This window comes from Herbiconiux aconitum, assembly GCF_024979235.1.
GTDB classification, from domain to species: Bacteria; Actinomycetota; Actinomycetes; order Actinomycetales; family Microbacteriaceae; genus Herbiconiux; species Herbiconiux aconitum.
The window spans coordinates 553,631-576,845 of the sequence record NZ_JANLCM010000001.1 but is presented as its reverse complement, the minus strand read 5'-3'; the positions used below and the strand labels follow the sequence as shown (position 1 = coordinate 576,845).

The window sequence follows — 23,215 nt, the reverse complement described above, 5'->3', positions numbered from 1 at the left end:
CTGTCCGCATTTCAGGAGAGTTACGGGAGGGAGCATCCGATGGACTGGTCGATTCAGGAGGTCGCCCGGCTGGCCGGCACGACGAGCCGCACACTGCGCCACTACGCGCAGCTCGGCATCGTGCACCCCAGCCGGATCGGCGCCAACGGCTACCGGTACTACGACGAGAGCGCTCTCGTGACCCTGCAGCGCGTGTTGCTGTTGCGCGAGCTCGGGCTGGGGCTGCCGGCGATCGCGGGTGTGCTCGAGAACGAGACGGATGCGCCTGGCGCACTCCGCAGTCACCTCGAGTGGCTGCAGAGCGAGCGCGACCGGCTCGGCCGGCAGATCGCATCCGTGCGGGCGACGATCGAGACGATGGAAGGAGGTGAACAACTCATGGCAGAGAACATGTTCGACGGATTCGACCATACCCAGTACAAGGAGGAGGTCGAGGAACGGTGGGGAGCGGCGGCGTACGCCGCGAGCGACCGCTGGTGGAGCTCGATGTCGGCCGAGGAGAAGGCGGACTGGCAGAAGCGCGTCTCGCAGCTCAACGCCGACTGGCAGTCGGCGGCGGCGCGTGGCGTCGACCCTCGAGGAGAGGAGGCGCAGGCACTCGCCGGGCGGCACTACGACTGGCTGGCCGGGGTGCCCGGAACACCGGGCGCGTCGACCGGCGGGCCGACGAAGGAGTACTTCGTGGGCCTCGGCGAGATGTACGTGGCCGACGAGCGCTTCGCGGCGAACTACGGCGGCGCGGCGGGTGCCGCCTTCGTGCGCGACGCGATGGCGGCGTACGCCGACGCCCACCTCGGGTAGCCCCCCGCCCTCCTCGCGTTCGTCGCGAGGAGGGCGGCGGTCAGCGGAGGGGCTTGCGCATCTCGAGCTCGCGGAGGGAATGGTCGAGGGGGTAGGGGCGGATGACGCCCGTCTCGACGAAACCGCGGTTGCGGTAGGCGGCGACAGCACGCGGGTTCGACTCGTTCACCTCGAGAGTGAGGGTGTCGCCGCGGCCGAGTGCCCATTCCTCGATGCGGTCCAGGAGCGCATCCGTCACTCCTGCTGCGGTTCCGCGGTGGTCGGGAGCCACGTAGACGCCGTAGAGGAAGGCGCCCGCGTGTCCGCGTGGCACCTTCGACATCATGGTGCCGACCCAGCGCCCCTCGGTGGTGATGGCGGCGACCGTGATGGAGTCGGCCGAGGAGCCGTCGCGCGCCCACGCGCGCCATTCCCACTCGCGGCGGCGGAGGGCGTGCTCCACGGTCTCGAGATAGGCGAGCGGGGTGTCGGCGAGCATCTCGAGTCGCAGGGCGCGCACCTCCGGCCAGTCGGACTCGACCGTGCGACGGATGACGACGCCCTGCGCGGGCCGGGTGTGCTGGAGGCGCTCGGCGTGCTCGGTGTGCTGGGCGCGCTCGCTGTTCCGCTCGGACATGCAACGACTATACGTTTGGACGAGCTGAGGGGAGAGTGCGAGCATGACCATCTGGACCTGTGCGACCTGCGCGATCGAGCATCCGGACACCGCGGAACCGCCCGAGATCTGCGCGATCTGCACCGACGAGCGGCAATGGGTGCCGGCCAGCGGTCAGCGGTGGGTGACCCGCGAGGGGCTCGCCGCCGAGGGCTACCGCATCGTGGTGCGCGGTCTCGAGCCCGACCTCTTCGCCATCGAGACCGACCACGAGCTCGGCATCGGGCAGCGCGGCCTCCTGCTGCGAACACCGGCCGGGAACCTGTTGTGGGAGCCGCCGGGATTCATCGACGAGAACGGCATCCGATCGATTGCCGAGCTCGGTGGTGTGGCGGCGGTGACGGCGAGCCATCCGCACCTCACGGGGTCGTCGATCCAGTGGAGTCACGCATTCGGTGGGGCGCCGGTGTACGTGGCGGAGGCGGATGCGCGGTGGATTCAGCGGCCCGATCCGGTCATCCAGCTGTGGTCGTCGTCGATCGAGCTGCTGCCGGGCGTGCGGATGCTGCAGCTCGGCGGGCATTTCCCCGGCAGCGACATCGTGCTCTGGTCGGCCGGCGCGGGTGGGCGCGGTGCGCTGCTGACGGGCGACACGCTCATGGTGGGGGCGGACCTCGCCTCGGTGTCGGTGATGCGGAGCTTTCCGAACTACATCCCGATGCCCGAGCGGATCGTGCAACGCATCCTCTCCGCAGTGCAACCGCTCGAATACGACCGGATCTACAGCGCCTTCCGCTCGATCGAGACGGATGCGCCGGCGATCGTGTCGCGGAGCCTGTCGCGGTACATCCGCTGGGTGCGCGGCGACGAATCCGAGGACTGAGCGCGCCGGGTCGGAGTCACTGCCACGACTGCGCTTGCAGGTGCGCGCGGAGGCGCGCGTCGGTGGTGAGCGAGATCGCCTTGGCGGAGGCGGCGCTCGCCTCGGCGGTGCGGCCCGCGGCCGCGAGCAGGTGAGCGCGCGTGGCCCATGCCGGCTGGAATCGCTCGAACGCCGCGCCCTCCGCACCTTCTCTCAACGAATCGAGGTGCACCAGGCCTGCCTCGGGGCCGTCGACTTCGGCGATCGTGGCCGCGAGTGACACCTGCGCGCCGAGCGTGGGCGCGACCCGCACGAGCGCCTCGTTGAGCGTGCGGAGGGTGCGCCAGTCGGTCTCGCCCGTGGCCGCGCGGGCGCAGTGCACCGACTGCATGGCCGCCTCGAGTTGGAATCTGCCGAAGCCCGCGGCCGTGCTCCCCGGCCGGGCCGCCACCGCCCGTGCGTGCGCGCGGCGGAGGTGCGATTCGCCACGGGCGATGAGCGCCCTGTCCCAGAGGGCGGTGTGCTGCTCGGCGAGGGGCACGTGCTCGCCCGCGGGGCCGGTGCGCGCCTCCGTTCGCGCGAGCGAGAGGCAGAGCAACGCGGCCAACCCCTGCACCTCCGGCTCGTCGGGCAGCAGTTCGGCGAGCGTGGTGGCGAGGTAGAGCGCCTCGCCCGAGAGCGAGTCGCGCAGGGTCTCTCCCGAGACCCGGTGCCAGTCGATGGCGTAGCAGCCGTAGACCGCTTCGAGCACCGGCGGGAGCCGGGCGGCCATGGCCGTGCGGTCGGGTACGGCGAAGGGGATTCCGGCGTCACGGATGCGCCGTTTCGCCCGCACCAGCCGTTGCGCCATGGCCGGGGCCGGCACCGCGAAGGCGGCTGCGATCTGCGTCGCGTCGAAACCGAGAACGGTCTGCAGCATCAAGGGGGTGCGCACGGCGGGATCGATCGCCGGATGCGCGCAGACGAACAGCAACTCGAGCCGCTTGTCGGGGAGGGCGTCGAGGTCGAGGTCGGCCGGGTCGACGGATGCGCCGGCGGGCCGAGCAGGATCGCCTACGGAGGTCGAGGCCGCAGGCGGGCGCACCGGTTCGAGGGTGCCGGTCGACTCGAGCACGTCGAGCGCCACGGAGGTGCGCCGTGCGGCCGACCCGAGTTCGTCGCGTTGCCGATTGCGTGCGACGGTGAGCAGCCACGCTTCCGGGTTGTGCGGAACTCCGGCCTCGGGCCAGGTGCGGAGTGCCCGCTCGAAGGCGTCGGCCAGCGCATCCTCGGCTCCGGCGATGTCGCGCGTGGGGGCGGCGAGCACCGCGAGCAGCCGCCCGTACGACGCCCGGGCGGCGAGCTCCGCCCGGGCACTGGCCGCAGCCGGCTCGGTCACGCGAGCTGGTGCCAGGCGCCGTCGGAGAACGACAGCGCCGTCGGCCGAATCTCCATCACCCCGTACTGCGCGCCGGGGCATTTCTCGGCCCAGGCGATGGCGGCATCGAGGTCGCCGACCTCGATCACGAAGGTGCCGGCGAGCTTCTCCTTCGTGTCGGCGAACGGTCCGTCCTGCACCTGCAGGGCGCCGTTCCGCAGGGTCACGGTCGTCGACGCGGCCACGGGCTGCAGGATGTCGGCCGACACCAGCACTCCCGCTTCGTCGAGCGATTTCGCATAGGCGTCGAAGGCGGCCTTGAAGGGCGCCATGTCCTCTTCGGTGACGTTCGCATCCTGGGCTTCGGGGCTGATCAGAAGGAGTGAGTAGCGCATTGTCTGTCCTTTCGTGGTGGTCACGTTAGCGGTCGCGGGAGGCGACCTCTACTGTGATGACGATCGAGCACGCCTCCGATCGACACATCCGGCGGCATCGACACCTTGCGGCGGCCATGTCAGCATGGGTGCATGGCCACCTCGCTCCACATCACGGGCGTCGCCGACGCCGACGCGCTGCTCTCGTCCGACCCGCTCGCTCTGCTGCTCGGCATGCTGCTCGATCAGCAGATCGCCATGGAGACGGCGTTCGAGGGGCCGAAGAAGCTGCTCGACCGCGTCGGGTCGCTGGATGCGCAAACGCTCGCCTCCTACGATCCGGAGGCGCTCGTCGAGGTGTTCCGTCAGACGCCGGCTGTGCACCGTTTTCCCGGATCGATGGCCGCCCGGGTGCAGGCCCTCTGCGCCGAGCTCGTCGAGAACTGGAGCGGCGACGCCACCGCCCTCTGGACCCGCGACCACCCCGACGGCCCCACCGTGCTGAAGCGCCTCGAGTCGCTGCCCGGCTTCGGCGCCCAGAAGTCCCGCATCTTCCTGGCCCTCCTCGGCAAGCAATACGGCGTCACCCCGCCCGGCTGGCGCGAGGCCGCTGGCCCCTACGGCGAGGAGGGAAGCCACCGCTCGGTAGCCGACATCGTCGACGCCGACTCGCTCACGAGAGTGCGCGAGACGAAGCGCGCGGCGAAGGCGGCGGCGAAGAAGTAAGAAGAACGAAGCGAGAGAACCGAAGGCTACTCCGTCCGCAACGTCGGGTCCGAGTGATGAAAGCAGCGGGCCGCTCCCGGATGACCCAGGGTGAGCGCGCGGCCGCGTCAGCGACCGCTCGCGAACATGTCGCCTCGCGCCGCAGTAGCGGCGGCGCGAGCAATGAGCGACGCGCTAGCCGGAGGCCAGCGCATCGCGGGAAGCGGCGGGGCGGTAGCCAGTACCCATCCCCACATAGCGCTGCAGCACCAGCGCCCGGAGGGCCGCCGCTGCCGCACCGCGCGCCCAGTCCTCGAAGGTGTGCGGGCGGATGACGATGCGGCAGTTGCCCGCTGCCCCGAAGGCGTGCGCGCCGAAGGCCGCCCGCAGCCGCTGGTCGTAGAGGTCGTAGTCGGCCACCGCCTCACCCGTGATCACCACGATCTCGGGGCCGGTGAGGTTCGCGACGGTGGCGATGGCGGTGCCGATGACGGTGCCGGCGCGGTCGAAGGCCTCGATGGCCGCCGGCTCGCCGGCGTGCGCCAGAGCGACGGCGTCGTCGATGGTGGCGACGGGGGTCGATTGCGCGGAGGCGATGGCGCGCACGATGGCACTCGACGACGCGACGGCTTCGACGCATCCGCGCCGTCCGCAGGTGCAGACGTACTGCTCGGAGGTGAGGGGCAGATGCCCGATCTCCCCGGCCACGCCGAAGGCGCCCTCCACGACTTCGCCGTTCACGTGGAGTCCGCAGCCGATGCCGCTGCCGATGGTGACGATGGCGAACGACCCGATGCCGACCCCCACCCCGAACCAGTGCTCGGCGATGGTGAGCGCGCGCACGTCGTTCTCGATCAGCACGTCGACCCCGAGTCGGGCCTTGAGCGATGCGCCCAGCGGCTCGTCGGCCCAACCGAGCAGTGCCGATTCGCGCACGATTCCGTTGTGCGTATCGACGTCGCCCGAGACGGCGACACAGATGCCGGCCAGTCGTTCGGCGCGGTCACCCAGCAACTCGCTGAGCCGCTGCACCATCTCGGCGATGGCATCGACCATGGAGGTGAAACCGGTGTCGATCACGGCGAGATGCGCAGTGACCAGGATGCCCGCGGTCACATCGGTGGCCACCCCGATGATGTCGCCCGGGTTCACTTTGATGCCGAGGGTGATGAGCGATTCGGGCACCACTCGCACGGGGCTGGCCGGACGGCCCGGAAGGCCGTTCGTGGCCGACTCGTGGTGATCGGCCACCAACCCGGCCGCGATCATCGGCGCGACCGCCTTCGTGATCGCCGCCTGCGAGAGGCCGGTCAGCCGCGCGACATCCGTGCGCGACAGCGGCCCGCGGGTGAGGATGCGCGTGAACACATCCACCGCCGCGGGTGAGGCGGTGCGCAGCAGGTCGACGGCGTCGGTCACACTACGCATTCTGGCCTCTTTCCTGTCTTTTCGTCAGTTGTCGAGCCGGGGCGGCGCGCACATCGCGGCACCACCCCGGCTCGATGGGAGCGTGCGGGCGACTACTCGCTCAAGATCTCCTTCGTCTTCGCGGTCATCTCCGGGAACACGTCGTCGCCACGCTCACCCGAGAAGTAGGCCTCGAAGAGCGGCTGGATGGTGTCGTTGATCTCCTGGCCGTTGACCGTCGGCGGCGCCGGGTAGAGTTCGTCGTTCTGCAGGGCGCTGGTGAACACCGAGAGGTCGACGCCCTGCTTCAGCTGCGCATCCGCCGCGGCCTGCATCGAGGCGGCGATCGACGGCAGGAAGGTGCCGTCGGCGCCGGCCACCGACTGGCAGGCCTCCGAACCCATGTAGGAGACCCACTTCCAGGTGGAGTCGAGGTTCTTGGTGCCGGTGTAGATGTTGTTGGCGTTCGAGTTGCTGATCACCGAACGGCCCTCGGGGCCCTCGACGGTCGGCGCGATGCCGACCTTCAGGTCGGTGAGCTTCGCGAAGGTGGTCGCATCCCACGATCCGCCCTCGATCATCGCGACCTTGCCCGAGCCGAGCTGCTCGGCGCCGGAGACAGTGAAGGCACCGAAGGCCGGCGAGAAGCCGCGGTCGGCGAGCGAGGTCACGTAGTTCATCGTGGCGATGAAGTCGGGGTCGTCGTACTCGAACTGCGTCGGCCAGGCCGCCTTGTCGCCGAGGCGCCATCCGGTGGAGGAGGCGAGGGCGTTCCACGAGGTCTGGCCGTTGAAGTCACCCGAGCCGAGGCTGCCGATGCCGTAGGTGGCCACCTTCGACTTGTCGAAGCCGGCCTCGTCGCCGCGCACGCCGTTCTCGTCGATGGTGAGGTGGGCCACGATCTTGTCGAAGGTGCCGCCGTCGTCGGGGTTCCAGGTCATGGTGGCCAGATCGTCGGCCGTCAGGCCGGCATCCGTCACGGCCGCCTCGTTGAAATAGAACGCGGCGGAGGCCCAGTCCAGCGGCAGACCGTACTGCTTGCCGTCGGTGTATTTCCACGAGTCGACGCCCACGGCGAACTTCGACAGGTCGAAGTCGTTGTCGGCGATGAGGTCGTCGAGGGCCATGATCTGGCCCTGACCGGCGTAGGCGCCGAGGAGCGGCACACTGTTCTGGAAGGCGTCGGGCGCGGCACCCGAGACGAAGCCGGCGGTGAGCTTGGTGAAGTAGTCGTCGACGGCATACTGCGAGATCTTCACGTCGATTCCCGGGTTCTCCTTCTCGAAGCCGGGGAGGCACTTCTCGTAGGAGGCGGCCTGCTTCTCGTCCCAGGTCCACCAGTTGACGGTGCCCCCTGCGCTGTCGGTCGATGCTCCGCCCGCTCCGCTCGAGCAGGCGCTCAGGGTGACCGCCGCTCCGGCGACCGCCGCGATGGCGATGATGCGCTGTAGTTTCATCTGTTCTCTCTTCTCAGTACGAGGATTCCCGTTCGGCGGCGGCGCGCGACGTCGTGCGCTCGCCCGGCCCGGGGGAATCCGAGGGTGGTGTGGTGCTGGGGTACGTCGTGTGTCCGGCGGCCGTCCAGGGCAGGTCGCTGGGCGCGAGCCCGCGACCGCGGTCGTACCCCTGTGACTGGACGACCGCCGGAACCTGTTCTCCGCCGAGAGCGGCGGTGGCGGGGGAGGCGGGTGCGGATGCGGCGGGCTCGGCGGATGCGGCGGGCTCGGCGGATGCGGCGGGCTCGGCCGTGCCGTCGAGCAGATCCGCGAGCTCGGCGCTGCCGTGCGGCGCGAGCACGACCGCCACGAGGCGATCGCGGTGGGCGACGGATGCGGCCACCTCGCGCCCGGTGAGGTTGTGCAGCCGAGCTCGGGTGAGCGCGCCACCGGCCCACCGCAGGTCGACGGCGAGGCCGCCGCGGGCGCGCAGCCCCGTCACCTCGCCGTCGGGCCAGGCCTCCGGAAGCGATGGGAGCAGGGTGACGGCCGATCCGTGACTCTGCACGAGCATCTCGGCGACGGCGGCGGTGAAGCCATAGTTGCCGTCGATCTGGAACGGTGGATGCGTGCTGAACAGGTTCGGCAGCAGCCCACCCCATTCCGACCCGTCGACGGGGGCGAAACGGCTGGCGTCGCGTTCGAACGGATGCGTCGCCTCCACCAGCAGGGCTCTCGCGGTCTCGCCGTCGCCGAGTCGCGCTCGCAGCGCGATCTTCCAGGCCCACGACCAGCCCATGGCTCCGGGTCCCCGGCCGTCGAGGAAGCGCCGGGTCGCCGAGGCCAGGGCAGGGGTGGTCTCCGGGTCGATCTCGTCGAGCGGGTAGAGACCGACGGCGGCCGAGAGGTGGCGGTGCAGCGGGTCGTGCTCGGTCTCGTCGTGGTGCCATTCGCGCAGGCGGCCGTCGGCGGTGAGTCCGGGTTCGGGCAGGCGGGCGAGGGCGTCGCAGAGCTGGTGGTCGAGGTCGCGCACGGTGTCGACGGTGGAGAGCGCGGCGCCGCCGGCTGCGTCGGTCGCGGCGGGTCCGGCGGCGCCGATCGCGTCGGTCGTGCCCGCCTCCTCGGCCGCCAGAATCTCGATCGCCCGGCGTGTGCGTCGGAACAGGCTCCGGATGAGGAACACGTCCATGCTCGCCGACTCGGTGAGCGACTCCGGCGACCCGTCGGGGCCCACGAAGAGGTTCTCGGGCGAGGTGGACGGCAGGGTGCGCAACCGGCCGTCGGGCGCCTCTACGAGCCAGTCGAGGCAGAACTCGCTCGCGCCGCGCAGCAGCGGCCAGAGGGTGTCGCGGAGGTAGCCGGTGTCGGCGGTGAAGGCGAAGTGGTCCCAGGCGTTGTGGGTGAGCCAGACGCCGCCCATCATCCAGATCGCCCAGCTCGGGTTGCCGTGACCGCCGCCCACCGGGAGAGCCCAGCCCCAGGCATCGGTGTTGTGGTGCGCCACCCACCCGCGAGCCCCGTACAGGCGCCGGGCGACCTCGCCGCCGGTGACGGCGAGCTTCTGCAGCAGTTCGGGCAGCGGCGCGAAACACTCGGCCAGCCCAGTGAGGTCGGCCAGCCAGTAGTTCATCTGGGTGTTGATGTTGATGGTGTAGTTCGACGACCAGGCCGGACGCGGCTGGTCGTTCCAGATGCCCTGGAGGTTCGCGGGCGGACTTCCTGCGCGGGAAGAAGCGGTGAGGAGGTAGCGGCCGAACGCGGCGATGACGGTGGCGCGGAGGGCTTCGTCGTTGCCCCGGAGCACCTCGCGCGCGACATCCCACGACCCGGCCCGGCGGTGGCCGATCACGATGCGCGTGCGGGCGGTGAGGGTTTCGATGTCGTCGAGGTGGCGCGCGAGCAGCGCATCGGCACCGCGCCGGATGGCCACGGTGGCGCGGGCGTGAGCTCGAGCCTCGATCGCGGGGCGCGAGTCGTGGATGTCGCCGGATGCGTTCGTGGCACGGCGGTCGTGGGCTGCGCGCTCTCCGATCGGCGCGCCGGATGGCCGCGCGTGCGCGTCGGGGGTGCTTTCGGCGGGCGAGCCGTCGGCCGGCGGGGCCGCGTTCCACCAAGACTCGGCGCGGGTGGCCGTCGAGAGCACCGCGAGCAGGCGGGTGGCACCACGCACGAGCACGGCGCCGTCGACGATCTCGGCCGTGCCGTCGGTGTCGAAGGAGAGGTGCGCCGCCGCGAACGGGTCGTACTCGGCGGCGGTGGTAGCGGTGACCATCCCGGTGCCGGCGGCGGGCGCGGTGGGCGGGTCGCCGGCCGAGCCGGGGTCGGCAGCCGGGCCGGTGGCGGCAGCCGGGCCGGTGGCGGTGGTGGCATCGGAGCGGTAGCGGTGCGCCGGCACTTCGGGTTCGTGCAGAGGTGCGCCGTCGACCGGGATCTCCACGCCGATCGAGAGACCAGAACGAGTGGCCGAACTACCGGTCTCGCGCAACGGCGTCGTGAGCCGCAGCCGCACGTCCACCGTGCCGCCCCGCGTCTCCACCAGCACGCACAGCGCCTGATCGGGAGCCGACACCCAGCTGCGGCGACGGATCTCGGTGCCCTCTACCGCGGGGCCGGTCACGCGCATCCGCTCGCTCGCGACCGCCCGATCGAGGTCGAGCTCGCGCCCTAAGAACACCAACGGCGCTGTGGCCGACAATTCCACGTCGAGGTCGGCGAGTGGCAGGAACTCCTGCGAATACGCCCCTTCGAAGGTCATCAGCAGTCGCTCGGCGGTGCGCCGGTCACCCGCGTCGAGCGCGGCGCGCACCTCGGCGAGCCGCTGCGGCCCGGCGCCTCCGGCGAGCACCGCGTCGAGAGCGCGCGCCGGTGCGTCGGGAGTGCCCGACCAGACCGTGGAATCGTTCACCTGCAGACGACCGGATGCGCCCCCGAAGACCATCGCGCCGATGCGCCCGTTGCCGATCGGCATCGCCTCGGTCCAGTCCCCGGCCGCAGCCGGCCAGAACAGCCGGAGTGTTCTCGGGTCGGCCTCGCCGAAAGCGTCGGCACGATTCATCCGTTCGCCGCTCATTTGATGCCCGTGAAGCCGATGGAGTTGACGATCCGCTTGCCGAACACGATGAAGAGCACGAGCATCGGCAGGGCGGCCACCAGGGTCGCGGCCATGAGCCCCGCCCAGTCGGGCGCCGACTGCGGCGACGACTGCTTGAACACCGCGAGGGCGAGGGTGAGGGGCTGGACGCTGTCGTCGCTCGTGACGAGCAGGGGCCAGAAGTAGTCGTTCCAGGCGGTGATGAAGCCGAGGATCGAGAGCGTGATGATGGGCCCCGACGACATCGGCAGCGTGATGCGGAAGAACACCCGGATGCGGCCGGCCCCGTCGATCAGGGCCGCCTCCTCGGTCTCGGTGCTGAGTCCGAGCATGAACTGCCGCAAGAAGAAGATGTTGAAGGCCGAGAAGAGGGCCGTCGGCAGGATCATGCCGGCGAAGGTGTTGAGCAGGCCCAGCTCCTTCACGAGCACGAAGTTCGGCAGCAGGGTGAGGATGCCGGGCACCATGAGTGCGGTGAGGAAGAGGCTGAACATCAGCTCCCGTCCGCGCCAGCGCAACCGGGCGAAGGCGTAGGCGGCGAGGGCGGAGAAGAACACGATGAACACCGTGGAGAGGGTGGCGTAGATCACCGAGTTCAGCAGGAAGTGACCGATCTCGATCGAGGCGCCCGACCCGCCCTCCGCGATCGCCTGCTCGGGGGTGGCGAGCCCGAGCACCCGCTGGAACGCTCCGAGTGTGAAGCCGGTGGGCACGAGCGAGGCGGGGTCGGTGATCAGGGCGTAATTGTTCGAGAGCGCTGTGCGCAGAATCCAATAGAACGGAAAGATCGTGACGATCAGCACGATCACGATGTACGTCCACGCTGCGGCGCGGCCGACACTGAACCGCCGACGGCTCGGCCGGCGCACAGTCGCGGTCGCGGTCGCAGCGGGCTCCGCGGGCGTCGGAGTGACCGGGATGGGGGTGGCGGTGGTGGTCATCAGTTGGTGTCCGATTCGCTCGCGCGCAACAGGCGCATCTGCAGGAAGGTGATGACGATGAGCACGGCGAACAGCGCCAGCGACATCGCCGAGGCGTAGCCGAAGTCGAATTGCCCGAAGGCCTTGCTGTAGATGTACATCTGCAGCACGTTGGAGGCGTTCGCCGGACCGCCCTTGGTGGCGACCTGAACGATGTCGAACACCTGGAACGCGCCGATCACGTTGAGCACCACGACCAGGGCGAGGATGGGGCGCAGGAGCGGCAGGGTCAACCGCCGGAACATCTGGAACTCGTTCGCGCCGTCGATCCGGCCCGCTTCGTAGATGGTGGGCGGGATGGTCTGCAGCCCCGCGAAGATGATGATGGCGGTGTAGCCGAGCGACTTCCACACGCTGATCAGCGCGATCGACGGAATGGCCCAGGCCCGTGAGGTGAGGAACTGGATGCTCTGCCCGGTGAGCTGCTCGAGCGCGATGTTGATGATGCCGAGCTGGGTGTCGAGCATCCACGACCACACGGTCGCGGCCACCACACCCGAGATGAGGAACGGCAAAATGATGAGGCCGCGCACGACGGTCGACGCGGTGAGGCGGTGCAGCACCACGGCGGTGATGATCGAGAGCGTGAGGCCGAGGGCCACCGAGAGCACCACGAAATAGACCGTGACGAGCAGGGAGCTCCAGAACACGTCGTCGCCGAGCAGTTCGACGAAGTTGTCGAGGCCGATCCACGTGGGCGGGGTGAGCACCTTGAAGTCGGTGAAGCTCAGGTAGATGCCGCGAAGAGTGGGGTAGGCCGCGAACACCAGGAACCCGATCAGCGCGGGGGCGATGAAGAGCCAGGCGAGCTTCGCGTCGCCGCGGTGCGCGGGAGCCTTCGCGTTCACGGAGCCGCGTCGGTCGCGATTGCGTTCCGACCGGGAGAGCCGCGTCGGGGCCGACGCCCCTGATCTTGCGATCACCATTGATCCACCTGATTTCCGCCTGTTCGTCTAGGCCGGAAATCCCGTGTGGCGGCGAGAAGATTTCCGGGTCTGCACTTGCATCGACAGACTAGAGATGGTTTATTCACAATGTCAAGTAATTACGAATGAAGGAATTCAGACATGACTCACGGCGAGGAAGCCGTCATTCTGCTGCGCTCGGCCGGGGTGTCTTTCGCTGTCGAACTGACCTCCCCGGTGCCTCGGGTGCTGCACTGGGGTGAGGATCTCGGGCCGCTCTCCGGCACCGATCTCGAGGCTCTGCGACAGACCGCGCAGCCTGCGACGCTCAACAACTCGCCGGATGCGCCGCGCGTCTTCTCGGTCTGGCCCACGGAGCGCGACGGGTGGTCGGGCACTCCGGCGCAATCCGGTCACGCGGCCGGAACCCGCACCACGCCGCGGCCGGTGCTGGAGCGCAGCGAGGTGGTGGTCGGGGGGGCGGGTGACGCGACGGGCGTGGGCGCCGCGAGTGGCGCTGGCGGCGCGAGTGCTGCCACACGCGCGGGAGACGCGAGCGACGCAGGCGGGAGCATCGAACTGCATTTCGTCGACGCCGTCACCGCGATCCGCTCGCGCCTGTGCTACTCCCTCGACCCGCACGGCGTGCTCGCCGTCGACCTCAGCCTCACCCGAGACCTCTCGGTCGGCACCCCCGGCTCCGCGGCCCCCTATGCGCTCGCCTCCCTCGACGCACTGCTCCCGCTCCCCGAGCGGGCGGGCGAGATCGCCGACTTCGCCGGCAAATGGTGCCGCGAGCGCTCGCTGCAGCGCACTCCGGTGCGCTTCGGCGCCCACCGTCGCGAGAGCCGCCGCGGAAAGCCCGGGCACGACTCCCCGTTCCTGACGCTCGTCGGCACCCCCGGATTCGGCTTCCGGCACGGCGAGGTGTGGGGCATGCACGTCGCCTGGAGCGGCAACCAGCACACGCTCGTCGAAGAACTCCCCGAGGGCGCCGGCCCGTTCCGCTCCGTCATCGGCGGCGGCGAGCTGCTGGCGCCCGGCGAGGTGCTGCTCGCCGACGGTGAGAGCTACGCGGCTCCCACGGTGCTGTTCGCCTGGTCGGGGAACGGGATGGACGGCGTCTCCGAACGCTTCCACCGGCGACTGCGCGCGCGGTCCGGGCATCCGTCGACCGCCCGCCCGCTCGTGCTCAACACCTGGGAAGCGGTCTATTTCGACCACGACCTCGACCGCTTGGGCCGGCTCGCCGAACTCGGCGCGCGCGTCGGCGTCGAGCGGGTCGTGCTCGACGACGGCTGGTTCAGCGGCCGACGGAATGCGGATGCCGGGCTCGGCGACTGGAACGTCGACCGCGCGGTCTGGCCGCAGGGCCTCGCGCCCTTCGTGCAGCGGGTGCGCGAGCACGGGATGCAGTTCGGGCTGTGGTTCGAACCCGAGATGGTGAACCTCGACTCGGATCTGGCGCGCGAGCATCCGGATTGGCTGCTGGCACCGGTCGAGGGAGTGGGGTTGCCGTCGCGCAACCAGCACGTGCTCGACATCGGCAAGCCCGAAGTGTCGCACTACCTGCTCGACCGCATCGACGCCCTGGTGCGCGAATATGCGATCAACTACATCAAGTGGGATCACAATCGCGATCTCTCCGAGGCTGTGAGCCGCGGCACAGGCGCCGACGGCGGCGACCGGCCGGGTGTGCGGCAGCAGACCCTCGCGCTCTACGCGCTGCTCGACGAACTGCGGGTGCGGCATCCGGGGCTCGAGATCGAGACCTGCTCGGGCGGAGGCGGACGGATCGACCTCGGCATCCTCGAACGCACCGACCGGGTCTGGGCCTCCGACTGCAACGATCCCGTCGAGCGGCTCGAGATCGAGCGTTGGACCTCGCTGCTGCTGCCCCCCGAGTTGATCGGCAGCCACCTCGGGGCCGCCCAGGCGCACACCACTTCGCGGGTGACGTCGGCGCCCTTCCGGCTGGCCACGGCGCTGTTCGCGCACTCGGGCATCGAGTGGGACCTCACCGCCTGCAGCGAGGAGGAGCTCGAGCAGATCGCCACCTGGTCGGCGATGTACCGCGAGTTCCGCTCCCTCGTGCACGGCGGGCGCGTGGTGAACGCCGACCTCGCCGACGAGGCCACGAGCATGCACGGCGTGCTGGGCGACGACGGGCGGGGGCTCTACGCCTGGTCGCGGGTGGCGACCTCGGCCGGAGGGCAGGCGGGGCGCATCCGGTTGCCGGGGCTCGATCCGGCGGCGCGGTACGAGGTGCGGTTGCGCGAAGACCTCGGGCGGCCGAGCCGCCACGAGGCGCGCGACCCCGGCTGGGCCGAGGAGGCCGCACGCGGGTGGGTCGGCGTGCCCGGACAGGTGGCAGCCGTGGCCGGGCTGCCGCTGCCGACGCTGAACCCGCAGCAGACACTGCTGATCGAAGTGCGGCTCGCGGCCGCGCGCGGTGCCGTCGACGCCGGCGCCACGGATGGAGAGGTGGACGCATGACCGACCATAGTCACCCCGCCACGAAGCCGGCCCCGGTGCCGGCCACCGTGCCCGCCACCGTGCTCTTCGTCGGCGACAGCGTCACGGATTGCGAACGCCGAAGCGACCCGGACGGGCTCGGAGACGGCTACGTGCGCGTGCTCGCGGCCACGCCGGAGCTCAAGGGCGGCACCGTGCTGAACCGGGGGATCAGCGGCAACCGCGTCGTCGATCTCGAGGCGCGCTGGGCCGACGACGTGCTCGCGGCCGACGCGCTCGGCGACTCGGCCGTGGTGAGCATCCTGATCGGCGTCAACGACACCTGGCGCCGCTACGACAACGACGACCCCACCTCGGCGGCCGACTTCGAGGCAGGCTACCGCCGTCTGCTCGCGACGCTCGTGGCGCGGCCTTCGATCGCGATCGTGCTGATGGAGCCGTTCCTGCTGCCGGTCACGCCTGAGCAGTCCTCGTGGCGCGACGACCTCGACCCCAAGATCGAGGTCGTGCGGCGCCTGGCCGCCGAGTTCGGCGCCACGCTCGTGCCCACCGACGTCGAGCTCACGCGGCTCGCGGCGGAGCTGGGCGACGGTGGCGCGGGGGCGCTCGCCGCCGACGGCGTGCACCCGACGTCGCGTGGGCACGCCGTGATCTCGGCGATCTGGCTCGAACACGCGGGGCACCTGCTGGCGCGCTGACGAGTAACTACGCAAATGAGGAGGACCGGCCCCGTATAGCGCGTCGGTCCTCCTCATTTGCGTAGTTACTAATCAGCCCTCAGCAACTCCGCCACCCGTTCGACCGTCTCGGCCGGCGTGGTGGTGTGCGGCGAGAAGCGGATGCGGCTGTCGCCGTGCAGTGTGGCGGTGACACCCGCCGCCGTCAGGCGCGCGTGCGCCTCGACCGCCGCGCCGGCAGGGTAGCCCGCCACCACGATGCCCGCCCGTTCGGCGGGCGAGCGCGGCGAGAGCAGCGTGAGGCCGGCCGTGTCGATCGCGTCGGCCAGCCGACCGGCGGTGTGTGCGATCTGCGCTGCGGTCGCCGCGAGGCCTGCCGCCTCGATCCCCTCGAGGGCCGTCGCGAGTGCGCCCGAGGTGAAGGGGGACGGGTTCGTGACCGAGTGCCGTTCGGCTCCCGAGAGCAGCGGATGGATCGTGCCGTCGTAGTCCCCCTGCTCCTCCACCCCCGACCAGCTGCCGAGCGTCGGCTCCACGCGCGCGAGGCCCTGCTCCGAGAACGCCATGAATCCGGTTCCCCAGCCCGCGCGCAACCACTTCTGACCGCCCACCACGAGTGCGTCGACGGGTGACCAGTCGGTGTCGATCGCGCCGAACCCCTGGATGCCGTCGACCACGAGCAGGCGGTCGGGCCCGATGACCGAGCGGATGCCCGCCAGATCGGTCCGGTACCCGGTGCGGAAGTCGACCGCGCTCACGGCGACGACGCCGATCGCCGGCGTGAGCGCATCCGCGATGCGCTCGGGGGTGACGGGCAGGAGCTCACCGGCGCCACCACCGGCCACGCCCGACCCGGGCAAGCCCCGAACCTGCAACCGGCCCGCGGATTCGGCCCGGCGCCACGGGTACACGTTCGCCGGGAACTCGTCGAGGCTCACGAGCACCTCCCCGCGCACCCCGAACGCCACCTGCATGAGGCCTTGCGAGGTGCTCGTCGTCAGCGCCACGCGCTCGGCAGGCACGCCGCTGAGGCGCGCGATCGCCGCTCGCGCTCTGGCGTGCTCGCCGTGGAGGTCGGCCGAGGTGGTGGGTCCGCCGCGCATCGCCTCGGCCAGGAGGGTGTGGACGGTGTCGGCCACGGCCTGCGGGGGAGGTCCGTAGCTCGCGTGGTTCAGGTAGAGGGGGTCTTCGGGCACGCGTTCCATCGTGCCATCGGGTGGGGGTCGGCGAATGCCGCCAGCCCAGGCCACTTCATTGTGGGTGGCGTTCAAGTCCTCCGACCTATATCCTATTTCCTATAGGAAACACGCCGAAGGAATACCGTGACCAGCACGCCCGACACCACGATCGTCAGCGCCGAGGCCTGGCTCTGCGACCTCCCCGTCGAGACGGTGCGAACGGATGCGATGCAGTCCTTCCAGAAGCAGGAGACGATTCTGGTGCGCATCCGCACCGCATCGGGCGGAGAAGGCGTCGGCTACAGCTACACCATCGGCACCGGCGGCCCCGCCGTGCTGAGCCTCTTGCGCACGACCCTCCTCGACGCCCTGATCGGGCTGGACGCCGCGCGGCCCGAAGCCGTCTGGCTCGCCCTCGCCGCCACGACGCGCGCCACGGCCGTCGGCGTGATCACGTGTCTCGCCCTCGCCGCCGTCGACACCGCGGTGTGGGATGCCCGCTGCAAGCACACGGGCCTGCCACTCTGGGTGGCCGCCGGCGGCGCGAATCCCTCGATCCCGCTCTACGACACCGAAGGCGGCTGGCTGCACCTCAGCACCGACGAGCTCGTGGCCGGAGCCCGGGAATCGCAGGAGCGCGGGATGCGCGGCGTGAAGATCAAGGTCGGAAAGCCCCGAATGCACGACGACCGAGAACGGCTCCAGGCGGTGCGCGACGCCGTCGGGCCCGACCTCGACATCATGGTCGACGCCAACCAGTCGCTGACGGCTGCCGAGGCCATCCGGCGCGCGGCCGCTTTCGAACCGCTCGACATCTTCTGGTTCGAGGAGCCCCTGCCGGCCGACGACGTGGCCGGGCACCGGGCGCTGGCGCGCTCGACGAGCATCCCGGTCGCTGTGGGGGAGAGCCTGTATTCGCTCGGGCAGTTCCGGGAGTACCTGCAGTCGCAGTCGGCGGCCATCGTGCAGGTCGACGTGGCCCGCATCGGCGGCATCACGCCGTGGCTCAAGGTGGCGCACCTCGCCGAAGCCTTCACCGTGAAGGTCGCGCCGCACTTCTTGATGGAACTGCACGTCTCGCTCACCTGCGCCGTGCCGAACGCCCTCTACCTCGAGCACATCCCGCAGCTGCGGGCCGTGACCCGCACCGAGATGGTCGTCGTCGAGGGTGCCGGGGTGCCCTCCGATGAACCCGGGCTCGGCATCGACTGGGACTTCGATGCCCTCGACGCGCTCCGGGTCGCCTGATGGATGACCGTTCGCGCTTCCTGCCGGCCCGGCGAGCCCTGGTCGACGACGTCTACGACGCCGTGCTCGGCCTGCTGATGGATCAGGAGATCGCTCCTGGTTCCCGTGTGAGCATCGACGGCATCGCCCGACAGCTCGACGTCTCGCCCACGCCCGTTCGAGAAGCGCTCACCCGGCTGGAGGCGGAAGGGCTCGTGGTGAAGCGGCCGCTGAAGGGCTACACGGCGACACCGCTGCTCGACGCCGAGGGGCTCCGGCAGCTGTTCGAACTGCGCACCCTGCTCGAGCCGCCGGCCGCCGGTCTCGCAGCGAGGCGCACGACGGCTGAGTTCCTCGATGCTCTCGACGCCCTCTCCCGGCGGATGGCGGAGGGTGCCCGTGGGGGTCGCGACGACGACCGTTTTCGCGACTACCGCGCGTTCGCCGACCAAGACGCCGAGTTCCACCGTCTGATCGCCCAGCACTCCGGCAATCCGTTGCTGGCCGACGCGATCGGGCGGCTGCGCTCGCACCTGCACCTCTACCGGCTGTACTTCGCCCACGGCATCGCCGAAGACGCGGCGGGCGAGCACGATGCCGTGCTGAGGGCATTGCACACCGGAGACGCGGATGCCGCGGAGGAGGCCATGCGCGAGCACATCGCTCTCTCCTACCGGCGCATCGCGGCGCGGGTCGACGAGAGCTGACGCCCCGGGCCCGGCCCGATCAGGCGTCGCCCGCGATGCCCTCCTGCTGCGCGCGGAACCGCCACACCAGCGGCACCGGCATGCCGGCATCCCCGTCGCCCGTCACCTCGTAGTGGTCGACGAACGGGCCGATCGTGGCCTGCCATTCCACGTTCGCGGGGTCGGCGTCGAGCGCGGCCAATGCGGCGAGGAAGTCGTCGCACTCCACCAGGTGGAAGAGGTCGCGACCACTGCGCCAGATGGTCCAGTCGTGGATGCCCACCTCGGGGAAGCGCGCGGCCAGCGCCGGCGGAATCGTGGCGTGGGTCTGGTCGTAGCCCTCTTCGAGGCCGTCACGGGTGAGGGAGTGCAGGGCGACGCGCATCGCTGTCCTTCGGGGTCGGGGTCGGGGTCGGACTGTTCGGCGGCGCCGCATCCGGCACCGTCTTCATGCTGCCATACGGTGTCCGCGCTCCGAACCAGCGCAGCGTGAGCCCGCAGAGCGGCCCGATCGTCAGTGCGAACACGAGCGTGCCGATTCCCACGTCGCCCCCGAGGAGCCACCCCACGAGCAGCACACTCCCCTCCACCAGTGCGCGGGCGAGCCAGATCGGCCAGCCGAGGCGCGAGTGGATGCCCGTCATCAGTCCGTCGCGCGGGCCCGGCCCGAATGCGGCCCCGATGTAGATGCCGCTGGCCACGGCGAGCAGCAGCAGTCCGGCTGCGAAGAGCATGATCTGCAGCCACAGCTGATCGACCGGGGGAATGAGCCACAGACCGAGCTCGATGGTGGTGCCCACCAGCAGCACGTTGAGGAGCGTGCCGATGCCGGGTCGTTGGCGGAGGGGAATCCAGAGCAGCAGCACGCCGAGCCCGATCACGTTGGTGAGGATGCCGATACCCCCGCCGGTGCGTTCCGCCACGCCCTGAGCGAGCACCGTCCACGGCTCGACACCGATGGCCGCGCGGATGATCAGGCTGTCCGCGAAGCCGTAGAGCACGAGTCCGCCGAGGAGGCGCAGGATGCGGGGAGTCATTCAGGTAGCCAATCGTCTAATTGGCCCTTGATCAAGAAGCCAATATGACTAAGGTGGATGCATGTCTGACGCTCGCATCGGAACCCGCTCGCTTCTCGCACTGCTCGGCGATTGGCGAGTGCCCGCAGCCGGGCCGTCGTATCTGGCGTTGTTCGACCGCATCCGTCTGCTCGTGCTCGACGGCCGCATCGCGGTCGACACCCGGCTGCCCGCCGAGCGCGATCTGGCCCAGGCGCTCGGGGTGAGCCGCACGATGGTGTCGGCGGCTTATCGAGAGTTGCGCGACGCCGGCTACACCCAGAGCGTGCGCGGTTCGGGCAGTGTCACGCGGCTGCCCGGGCGTGCGCCGGTGGGCGGCCATGACATCTCGGGCGATTTCATCGACTTCTCGAAGGCCACTCTGCCGGCCTACCCCGGCCTCTTCGCGGCCACGCAGGAGGCCCTCGGCGACTACCCCGCCGCACTCGCCACGAGCGGGCTCGACCCGTTCGGCGAACTCCTGCTGCGCGAGGCGGTGGCCGCCCGGTACACGGCGCGTGGCCTCCCCACGTCGGTGGAGCAGGTGATGATCACGATCGGTGCGCAGCACGCGATCTTTCTGCTGGCGCGCGTGCTGCTCGGTCGCGGCGATCGTGCGGTGGTGGAGTTGCCGAGCTATCCGCACGCCTACGAGGCGCTGAAAGCGGCCGGTGCACGGCTGGTGCCGGTGACGGTCGCGGCGGCAGGCACGAGCGACGACGGCATGCACGGCTGGGATGCGGCGGGCCTCGCACAGGCGTTCGCTCGCACGAGCCCCGCACTCGCCTATCTGATGCCCGACTTCCACAATCCCACCGGGGAGTCGATGCCGGCCGAGTTGCGCGCGCAGGTGCTGGGTGACGCCGCCCGTCAGGGCACTCTCGTCATCGCCGACGAGACCTCGGGCGAGCTCGACATCGACCGCGCCGAGTCGTTCCTGCCGTTCGCCGCCTACGGCGATGCGGCCACGGCGGCCTCGGCCGTGATGATCGGGTCGGTCGGCAAGACGGTGTGGTCGGGGCTGCGGGTGGGGTGGATCCGTGCCGAGCCGTCGATCATCCGCAAGCTCGCGGGTGCGCGTTTCGCGGGCGACCTCGGCACACCGGTGCTCGAGCAGCTCGTGGTGGCGCGGCTGCTGCGCGATTTCGAGCCGATCCTCGCTCTGCGTTCCGCCCAGCTGCGAGAGGGGCGGGACACGGTCATCCGGATGCTCGGCGAACGTTTCCCCGACTGGAGGGTGCCGCGCGTCGACGGGGGTCTCGCCACCTGGGTGAACCTCGGCGCGCCCATCAGCTCGCAGCTCGCGCTCGCTGCCCGGTCGCGGGGCGTGCTGATCACGGCGGGGCCGCGCTTCGGGCTGGACGGCGCTTTCGAGCGCTTCATCCGCATCCCGATCGGCTACCAGCTGGGCGAACTCGCCCGCGGTATCGACGCCCTGGCCGAGAGCAGCAATGCGCTCTCGCACGCGCCGGTGCCGCCCGCCGAGCTCTACGCCGACGTGGTCTAGCGAGTTACGCTGGCGGCATGCCAGGGAACGACGACAGCGCAGCCGGCCGCCGACGGGTCGTGGAATGGGACGACCCGCAACAGAACGTCGACGCCGCGCCCGGAATGGCGGGCATCGACTTTCTTCGCGCGATGGTGGGCGGTGAGCTTCCCCCGCCGCCGATCGGCAAGCTCGTCGGCATGACGCTCGCCGAGGTCGGCGAAGGCACGGCGACCTTCACCTGCGAACCGGGTGAATACCACTACAACCCGCTCGGCATCGTGCACGGGGGCCTCATCAGCACCCTGCTCGACTCGGCCCTCGGCTGTGCGGTGCAGTCCACACTGCCCGCGGGAGTCGGCTACACCTCGATCGAGTTGAAGGTGAACTTCTTGCGCCCGATCAGCCGCGACAGCGGAACGCTCCGCTGCGTCGGCCGCGTCGTGAAACCCGGTCGCCGCGTCGCGTTCGCCGAGGCGGAGCTGACCGACGGCAAGGGAGCTTTGGTGGCCACGGCCACAAGCTCCCTCCTAATATTCCCCTTCTAGCTGCCTCGGGCGCCGTGCTTCGCGCGGCGTCCTCGGGCGTCGCCGGTCCCTGCCCGGCGCCGCGCGACATGTTCGCGTGCGGTCGCTGACGCGGCCGCGCGCTCACTCTGGGTCGTTCGGGAGCGGCCTGTTGCGTGCGATCTCTTACCCGATGTCATTGGCCAGACCTTCACACTTTTGCGTCCTGCTTCGGGAAGACCACCTTCTGCACGATGATGATCGCCGACGCAGCGATCGGGATGGCGACGAGCGCCCCGAGCACCGAGCCGAGCGTGCCGCCGGCCACCGCCGCGATCACCACGATCGAGCCGGGCACCGCCACCGCGCGGTTCATGATGCGCGGGCTCAAGAAGTAGGCCTCCACCTGCATGTAGATGAGGTAGTAGATCGCGGCGGCCAGAGCCGTGAGCGGCGAGGCGAACAGGCAGACCAGGGTGATGATGATCGCGCCGCTCAACGTTCCGACGAGCGGGATGAGTGAGGCCAGGAACGCGATGAAGGCGAAGAGCGCCGGCAGCGGCGCCCCGATGATCGTCAGGAAGATGAGGCTCAGGATGCCGTTGATGGCGGCGAGCCCGATCTGTCCCACCACGTAGCGGCCGACCGCCCCGGTGACGTCGTCGGTGAGCGAAGCGAAGGCTGCTCGCTTGTTGGCCGGAACGAAGCGGTAGGTGACGCGCTTCATGCTGCGGAGCGAGGCGAGGAAGTAGAGGGTGAGGATCAGCACGATCACGGCGCCGGTGGCCCCGCTCGCGATGCCCGTGCCCACGGCGAGCAGACCGCCGCCGATGTTCAGCAGGTTGTTCGGGTCTTGGAAGAAGGCCGTCGCATCCTGAACGGCCTTGTCGATGTCGATGAATCCGCCGATCTGCGATTGCAGACCCTTCACGAAGTCGCTCGAGGTGAAGTCCTTCACGATCTGCGGGAACTGGTCGATGAAGTTCGAGGCCTGGTCGACGATCAGCGGGATGACGGCGAACAGCAACCCACCGAAGATCAGGATGACCACGGCGAAGACGATCACGATCGCGAGCGGCCGCGCCATCTTCTTCTCGAGCCAGGAAACCAGCGGGTCGAGACCGAGCGCCAGGAAGATGGCGACGCCGATGTAGATGAGCACCGTGCTCAACTGGGTGACGACCCCGCCGATCAGGATGGCGAGCAGAACGCCGAGCCCGCCGACCAGGCCGATGCGGAACGCGTTCACCCGCACCGACGGAACGGTCTCCTGGCCGGAGACCTCCAGATCAGACCCCGCCTGGAGTGCTTCGCTCTCCGTTTTTTGCACACGCGATTTCCTGGTGAACACGAAAACACCCCATCTCGACTTGCTCGCAACCATAGCCCGCCGAGCACGGCGACGCCCGCCA

The 23,215-nt window shown here is 70.1% G+C and carries 21 protein-coding genes; 9 read left to right on the top strand and 12 right to left on the bottom strand.

The features are described from left to right. The first annotated feature begins 39 nt into the window (after positions 1-39). Positions 40-801: a MerR family transcriptional regulator gene (locus N1027_RS02625; RefSeq protein WP_259504864.1), complete on the top strand. Its 762-nt coding sequence runs from the start codon at positions 40-42 to the stop codon at positions 799-801. A gap of 40 nt (positions 802-841) precedes the next feature. On the opposite strand, the gene N1027_RS02620 is transcribed toward N1027_RS02625, so the two are convergent. Then, on the bottom strand, positions 842-1,417 hold the full coding sequence (locus tag N1027_RS02620) for a GNAT family N-acetyltransferase (RefSeq protein WP_259504863.1): 576 nt from the start codon (positions 1,415-1,417) through the stop codon (positions 842-844). A gap of 43 nt (positions 1,418-1,460) precedes the next feature. Between N1027_RS02620 and N1027_RS02615 the strand changes: the two genes are divergently transcribed. After that, positions 1,461-2,279 carry an MBL fold metallo-hydrolase gene (locus N1027_RS02615; RefSeq protein WP_259504861.1) on the top strand — a complete coding sequence of 273 codons (819 nt, stop codon included), beginning with the start codon at positions 1,461-1,463 and terminating at the stop codon, positions 2,277-2,279. Between the two features lie 16 nt (positions 2,280-2,295). Here the strand turns inward: N1027_RS02615 and N1027_RS02610 are convergent, their stop codons facing one another. Both N1027_RS02610 and N1027_RS02605 read right to left on the bottom strand, forming a co-directional pair. Continuing rightward, positions 2,296-3,636 carry an RNA polymerase sigma factor gene (locus N1027_RS02610; protein WP_259504858.1) on the bottom strand — a complete coding sequence of 447 codons (1,341 nt, stop codon included), beginning with the start codon at positions 3,634-3,636 and terminating at the stop codon, positions 2,296-2,298. Further along, positions 3,633-4,010 (bottom strand): YciI family protein, encoded by a 378-nt coding sequence (locus tag N1027_RS02605; protein ID WP_259504856.1) that lies wholly within the window; start codon positions 4,008-4,010, stop codon positions 3,633-3,635. The genes N1027_RS02610 and N1027_RS02605 overlap by 4 nt, the downstream gene beginning before the upstream one ends. 132 nt (positions 4,011-4,142) lie before the next feature. Here N1027_RS02605 and N1027_RS02600 point away from each other — a divergent pair, with 132 nt between their 5' ends. Next, positions 4,143-4,715 (top strand): HhH-GPD-type base excision DNA repair protein, encoded by a 573-nt coding sequence (locus tag N1027_RS02600; RefSeq protein ID WP_259504854.1) that lies wholly within the window; start codon positions 4,143-4,145, stop codon positions 4,713-4,715. Between the two features lie 174 nt (positions 4,716-4,889). Here N1027_RS02600 and N1027_RS02595 read toward each other — a convergent pair whose 3' ends face one another. From N1027_RS02595 to N1027_RS02575, 5 genes are all read right to left on the bottom strand, one after another. Next, complete coding sequence (locus N1027_RS02595; RefSeq protein WP_259504852.1) at positions 4,890-6,113, bottom strand: ROK family transcriptional regulator; 1,224 nt, start codon at positions 6,111-6,113, stop codon at positions 4,890-4,892. Between the two features lie 101 nt (positions 6,114-6,214). Then, positions 6,215-7,558 carry an ABC transporter substrate-binding protein gene (locus N1027_RS02590; RefSeq protein WP_259504850.1) on the bottom strand — a complete coding sequence of 448 codons (1,344 nt, stop codon included), beginning with the start codon at positions 7,556-7,558 and terminating at the stop codon, positions 6,215-6,217. Positions 7,559-7,571: 13 nt separating this feature from the next. Beyond that, positions 7,572-10,592 carry a glycosyl hydrolase family 95 catalytic domain-containing protein gene (locus tag N1027_RS02585; protein ID WP_259504849.1) on the bottom strand — a complete coding sequence of 1,007 codons (3,021 nt, stop codon included), beginning with the start codon at positions 10,590-10,592 and terminating at the stop codon, positions 7,572-7,574. Between the two features lie 11 nt (positions 10,593-10,603). Next, positions 10,604-11,569, bottom strand: coding sequence for a carbohydrate ABC transporter permease (locus N1027_RS02580; RefSeq protein ID WP_259504848.1), 966 nt, complete (start codon positions 11,567-11,569; stop codon positions 10,604-10,606). Next, positions 11,569-12,531, bottom strand: coding sequence for a carbohydrate ABC transporter permease (locus N1027_RS02575; RefSeq protein WP_259504846.1), 963 nt, complete (start codon positions 12,529-12,531; stop codon positions 11,569-11,571). The genes N1027_RS02580 and N1027_RS02575 overlap by 1 nt, the downstream gene beginning before the upstream one ends. A 144-nt stretch (positions 12,532-12,675) precedes the next feature. Between N1027_RS02575 and N1027_RS02570 the strand changes: the two genes are divergently transcribed. Both N1027_RS02570 and N1027_RS02565 read left to right on the top strand, forming a co-directional pair. Next, positions 12,676-15,009 (top strand): alpha-galactosidase, encoded by a 2,334-nt coding sequence (locus tag N1027_RS02570; RefSeq protein WP_259504844.1) that lies wholly within the window; start codon positions 12,676-12,678, stop codon positions 15,007-15,009. Next, complete coding sequence (locus N1027_RS02565; protein WP_259504843.1) at positions 15,006-15,686, top strand: GDSL-type esterase/lipase family protein; 681 nt, start codon at positions 15,006-15,008, stop codon at positions 15,684-15,686. The genes N1027_RS02570 and N1027_RS02565 overlap by 4 nt, the downstream gene beginning before the upstream one ends. Before the next feature lie 68 nt (positions 15,687-15,754). On the opposite strand, the gene N1027_RS02560 is transcribed toward N1027_RS02565, so the two are convergent. Continuing rightward, positions 15,755-16,861, bottom strand: coding sequence for an aminotransferase class V-fold PLP-dependent enzyme (locus N1027_RS02560; RefSeq protein ID WP_259504841.1), 1,107 nt, complete (start codon positions 16,859-16,861; stop codon positions 15,755-15,757). 126 nt (positions 16,862-16,987) lie between these two features. Between N1027_RS02560 and N1027_RS02555 the strand changes: the two genes are divergently transcribed. Further along, positions 16,988-18,091, top strand: coding sequence for a mandelate racemase/muconate lactonizing enzyme family protein (locus N1027_RS02555; protein WP_259504839.1), 1,104 nt, complete (start codon positions 16,988-16,990; stop codon positions 18,089-18,091). Further along, positions 18,091-18,777, top strand: a complete 687-nt coding sequence (locus N1027_RS02550) for a GntR family transcriptional regulator (protein ID WP_259504837.1) — start codon at positions 18,091-18,093, stop codon at positions 18,775-18,777. Before N1027_RS02555 ends, N1027_RS02550 begins: the two co-directional genes overlap by 1 nt. A 19-nt stretch (positions 18,778-18,796) precedes the next feature. On the opposite strand, the gene N1027_RS02545 is transcribed toward N1027_RS02550, so the two are convergent. Both N1027_RS02545 and yczE read right to left on the bottom strand, forming a co-directional pair. Further along, on the bottom strand, positions 18,797-19,141 hold the full coding sequence (locus tag N1027_RS02545; protein ID WP_259504835.1) for an L-rhamnose mutarotase: 345 nt from the start codon (positions 19,139-19,141) through the stop codon (positions 18,797-18,799). Beyond that, the gene (yczE, locus tag N1027_RS02540) at positions 19,110-19,793 is read right to left on the bottom strand and encodes a membrane protein YczE (RefSeq protein WP_259504833.1); all 684 of its coding nucleotides are present in this window, start codon (positions 19,791-19,793) and stop codon (positions 19,110-19,112) included. Before yczE ends, N1027_RS02545 begins: the two co-directional genes overlap by 32 nt. 61 nt (positions 19,794-19,854) lie before the next feature. Here yczE and yczR point away from each other — a divergent pair, with 61 nt between their 5' ends. Both yczR and N1027_RS02530 read left to right on the top strand, forming a co-directional pair. Then, positions 19,855-21,318, top strand: coding sequence for a MocR-like transcription factor YczR (yczR, locus tag N1027_RS02535; protein WP_259504831.1), 1,464 nt, complete (start codon positions 19,855-19,857; stop codon positions 21,316-21,318). A 17-nt stretch (positions 21,319-21,335) separates the two neighbouring features. Then, positions 21,336-21,845, top strand: coding sequence for a PaaI family thioesterase (locus N1027_RS02530; RefSeq protein WP_259504829.1), 510 nt, complete (start codon positions 21,336-21,338; stop codon positions 21,843-21,845). A gap of 169 nt (positions 21,846-22,014) precedes the next feature. Here N1027_RS02530 and N1027_RS02525 read toward each other — a convergent pair whose 3' ends face one another. After that, positions 22,015-23,133 carry an AI-2E family transporter gene (locus tag N1027_RS02525; protein ID WP_259504827.1) on the bottom strand — a complete coding sequence of 373 codons (1,119 nt, stop codon included), beginning with the start codon at positions 23,131-23,133 and terminating at the stop codon, positions 22,015-22,017. Between the last annotated feature and the right edge of the window lie 82 nt (positions 23,134-23,215).

Bases quoted from the DNA above. Each gene is read 5' to 3' on its own strand.
- N1027_RS02625 (WP_259504864.1), top strand. From the start codon at position 40: ATGGACTGGTCGATTCAGGAGGTCGCCCGGCTGGCCGGCACGACGAGC.
- N1027_RS02620 (WP_259504863.1), bottom strand. From the start codon at position 1,417: ATGTCCGAGCGGAACAGCGAGCGCGCCCAGCACACCGAGCACGCCGAG.
- N1027_RS02615 (WP_259504861.1), top strand. From the start codon at position 1,461: ATGACCATCTGGACCTGTGCGACCTGCGCGATCGAGCATCCGGACACC.
- N1027_RS02605 (WP_259504856.1), bottom strand. From the start codon at position 4,010: ATGCGCTACTCACTCCTTCTGATCAGCCCCGAAGCCCAGGATGCGAAC.
- N1027_RS02600 (WP_259504854.1), top strand. From the start codon at position 4,143: ATGGCCACCTCGCTCCACATCACGGGCGTCGCCGACGCCGACGCGCTG.
- N1027_RS02590 (WP_259504850.1), bottom strand. From the start codon at position 7,558: ATGAAACTACAGCGCATCATCGCCATCGCGGCGGTCGCCGGAGCGGCG.
- N1027_RS02585 (WP_259504849.1), bottom strand. From the start codon at position 10,592: ATGAATCGTGCCGACGCTTTCGGCGAGGCCGACCCGAGAACACTCCGG.
- N1027_RS02580 (WP_259504848.1), bottom strand. From the start codon at position 11,569: ATGACCACCACCGCCACCCCCATCCCGGTCACTCCGACGCCCGCGGAG.
- N1027_RS02570 (WP_259504844.1), top strand. From the start codon at position 12,676: ATGACTCACGGCGAGGAAGCCGTCATTCTGCTGCGCTCGGCCGGGGTG.
- N1027_RS02565 (WP_259504843.1), top strand. From the start codon at position 15,006: ATGACCGACCATAGTCACCCCGCCACGAAGCCGGCCCCGGTGCCGGCC.
- N1027_RS02550 (WP_259504837.1), top strand. From the start codon at position 18,091: ATGGATGACCGTTCGCGCTTCCTGCCGGCCCGGCGAGCCCTGGTCGAC.
- N1027_RS02545 (WP_259504835.1), bottom strand. From the start codon at position 19,141: ATGCGCGTCGCCCTGCACTCCCTCACCCGTGACGGCCTCGAAGAGGGC.
- yczE (WP_259504833.1), bottom strand. From the start codon at position 19,793: ATGACTCCCCGCATCCTGCGCCTCCTCGGCGGACTCGTGCTCTACGGC.
- yczR (WP_259504831.1), top strand. From the start codon at position 19,855: ATGTCTGACGCTCGCATCGGAACCCGCTCGCTTCTCGCACTGCTCGGC.
- N1027_RS02530 (WP_259504829.1), top strand. From the start codon at position 21,336: ATGCCAGGGAACGACGACAGCGCAGCCGGCCGCCGACGGGTCGTGGAA.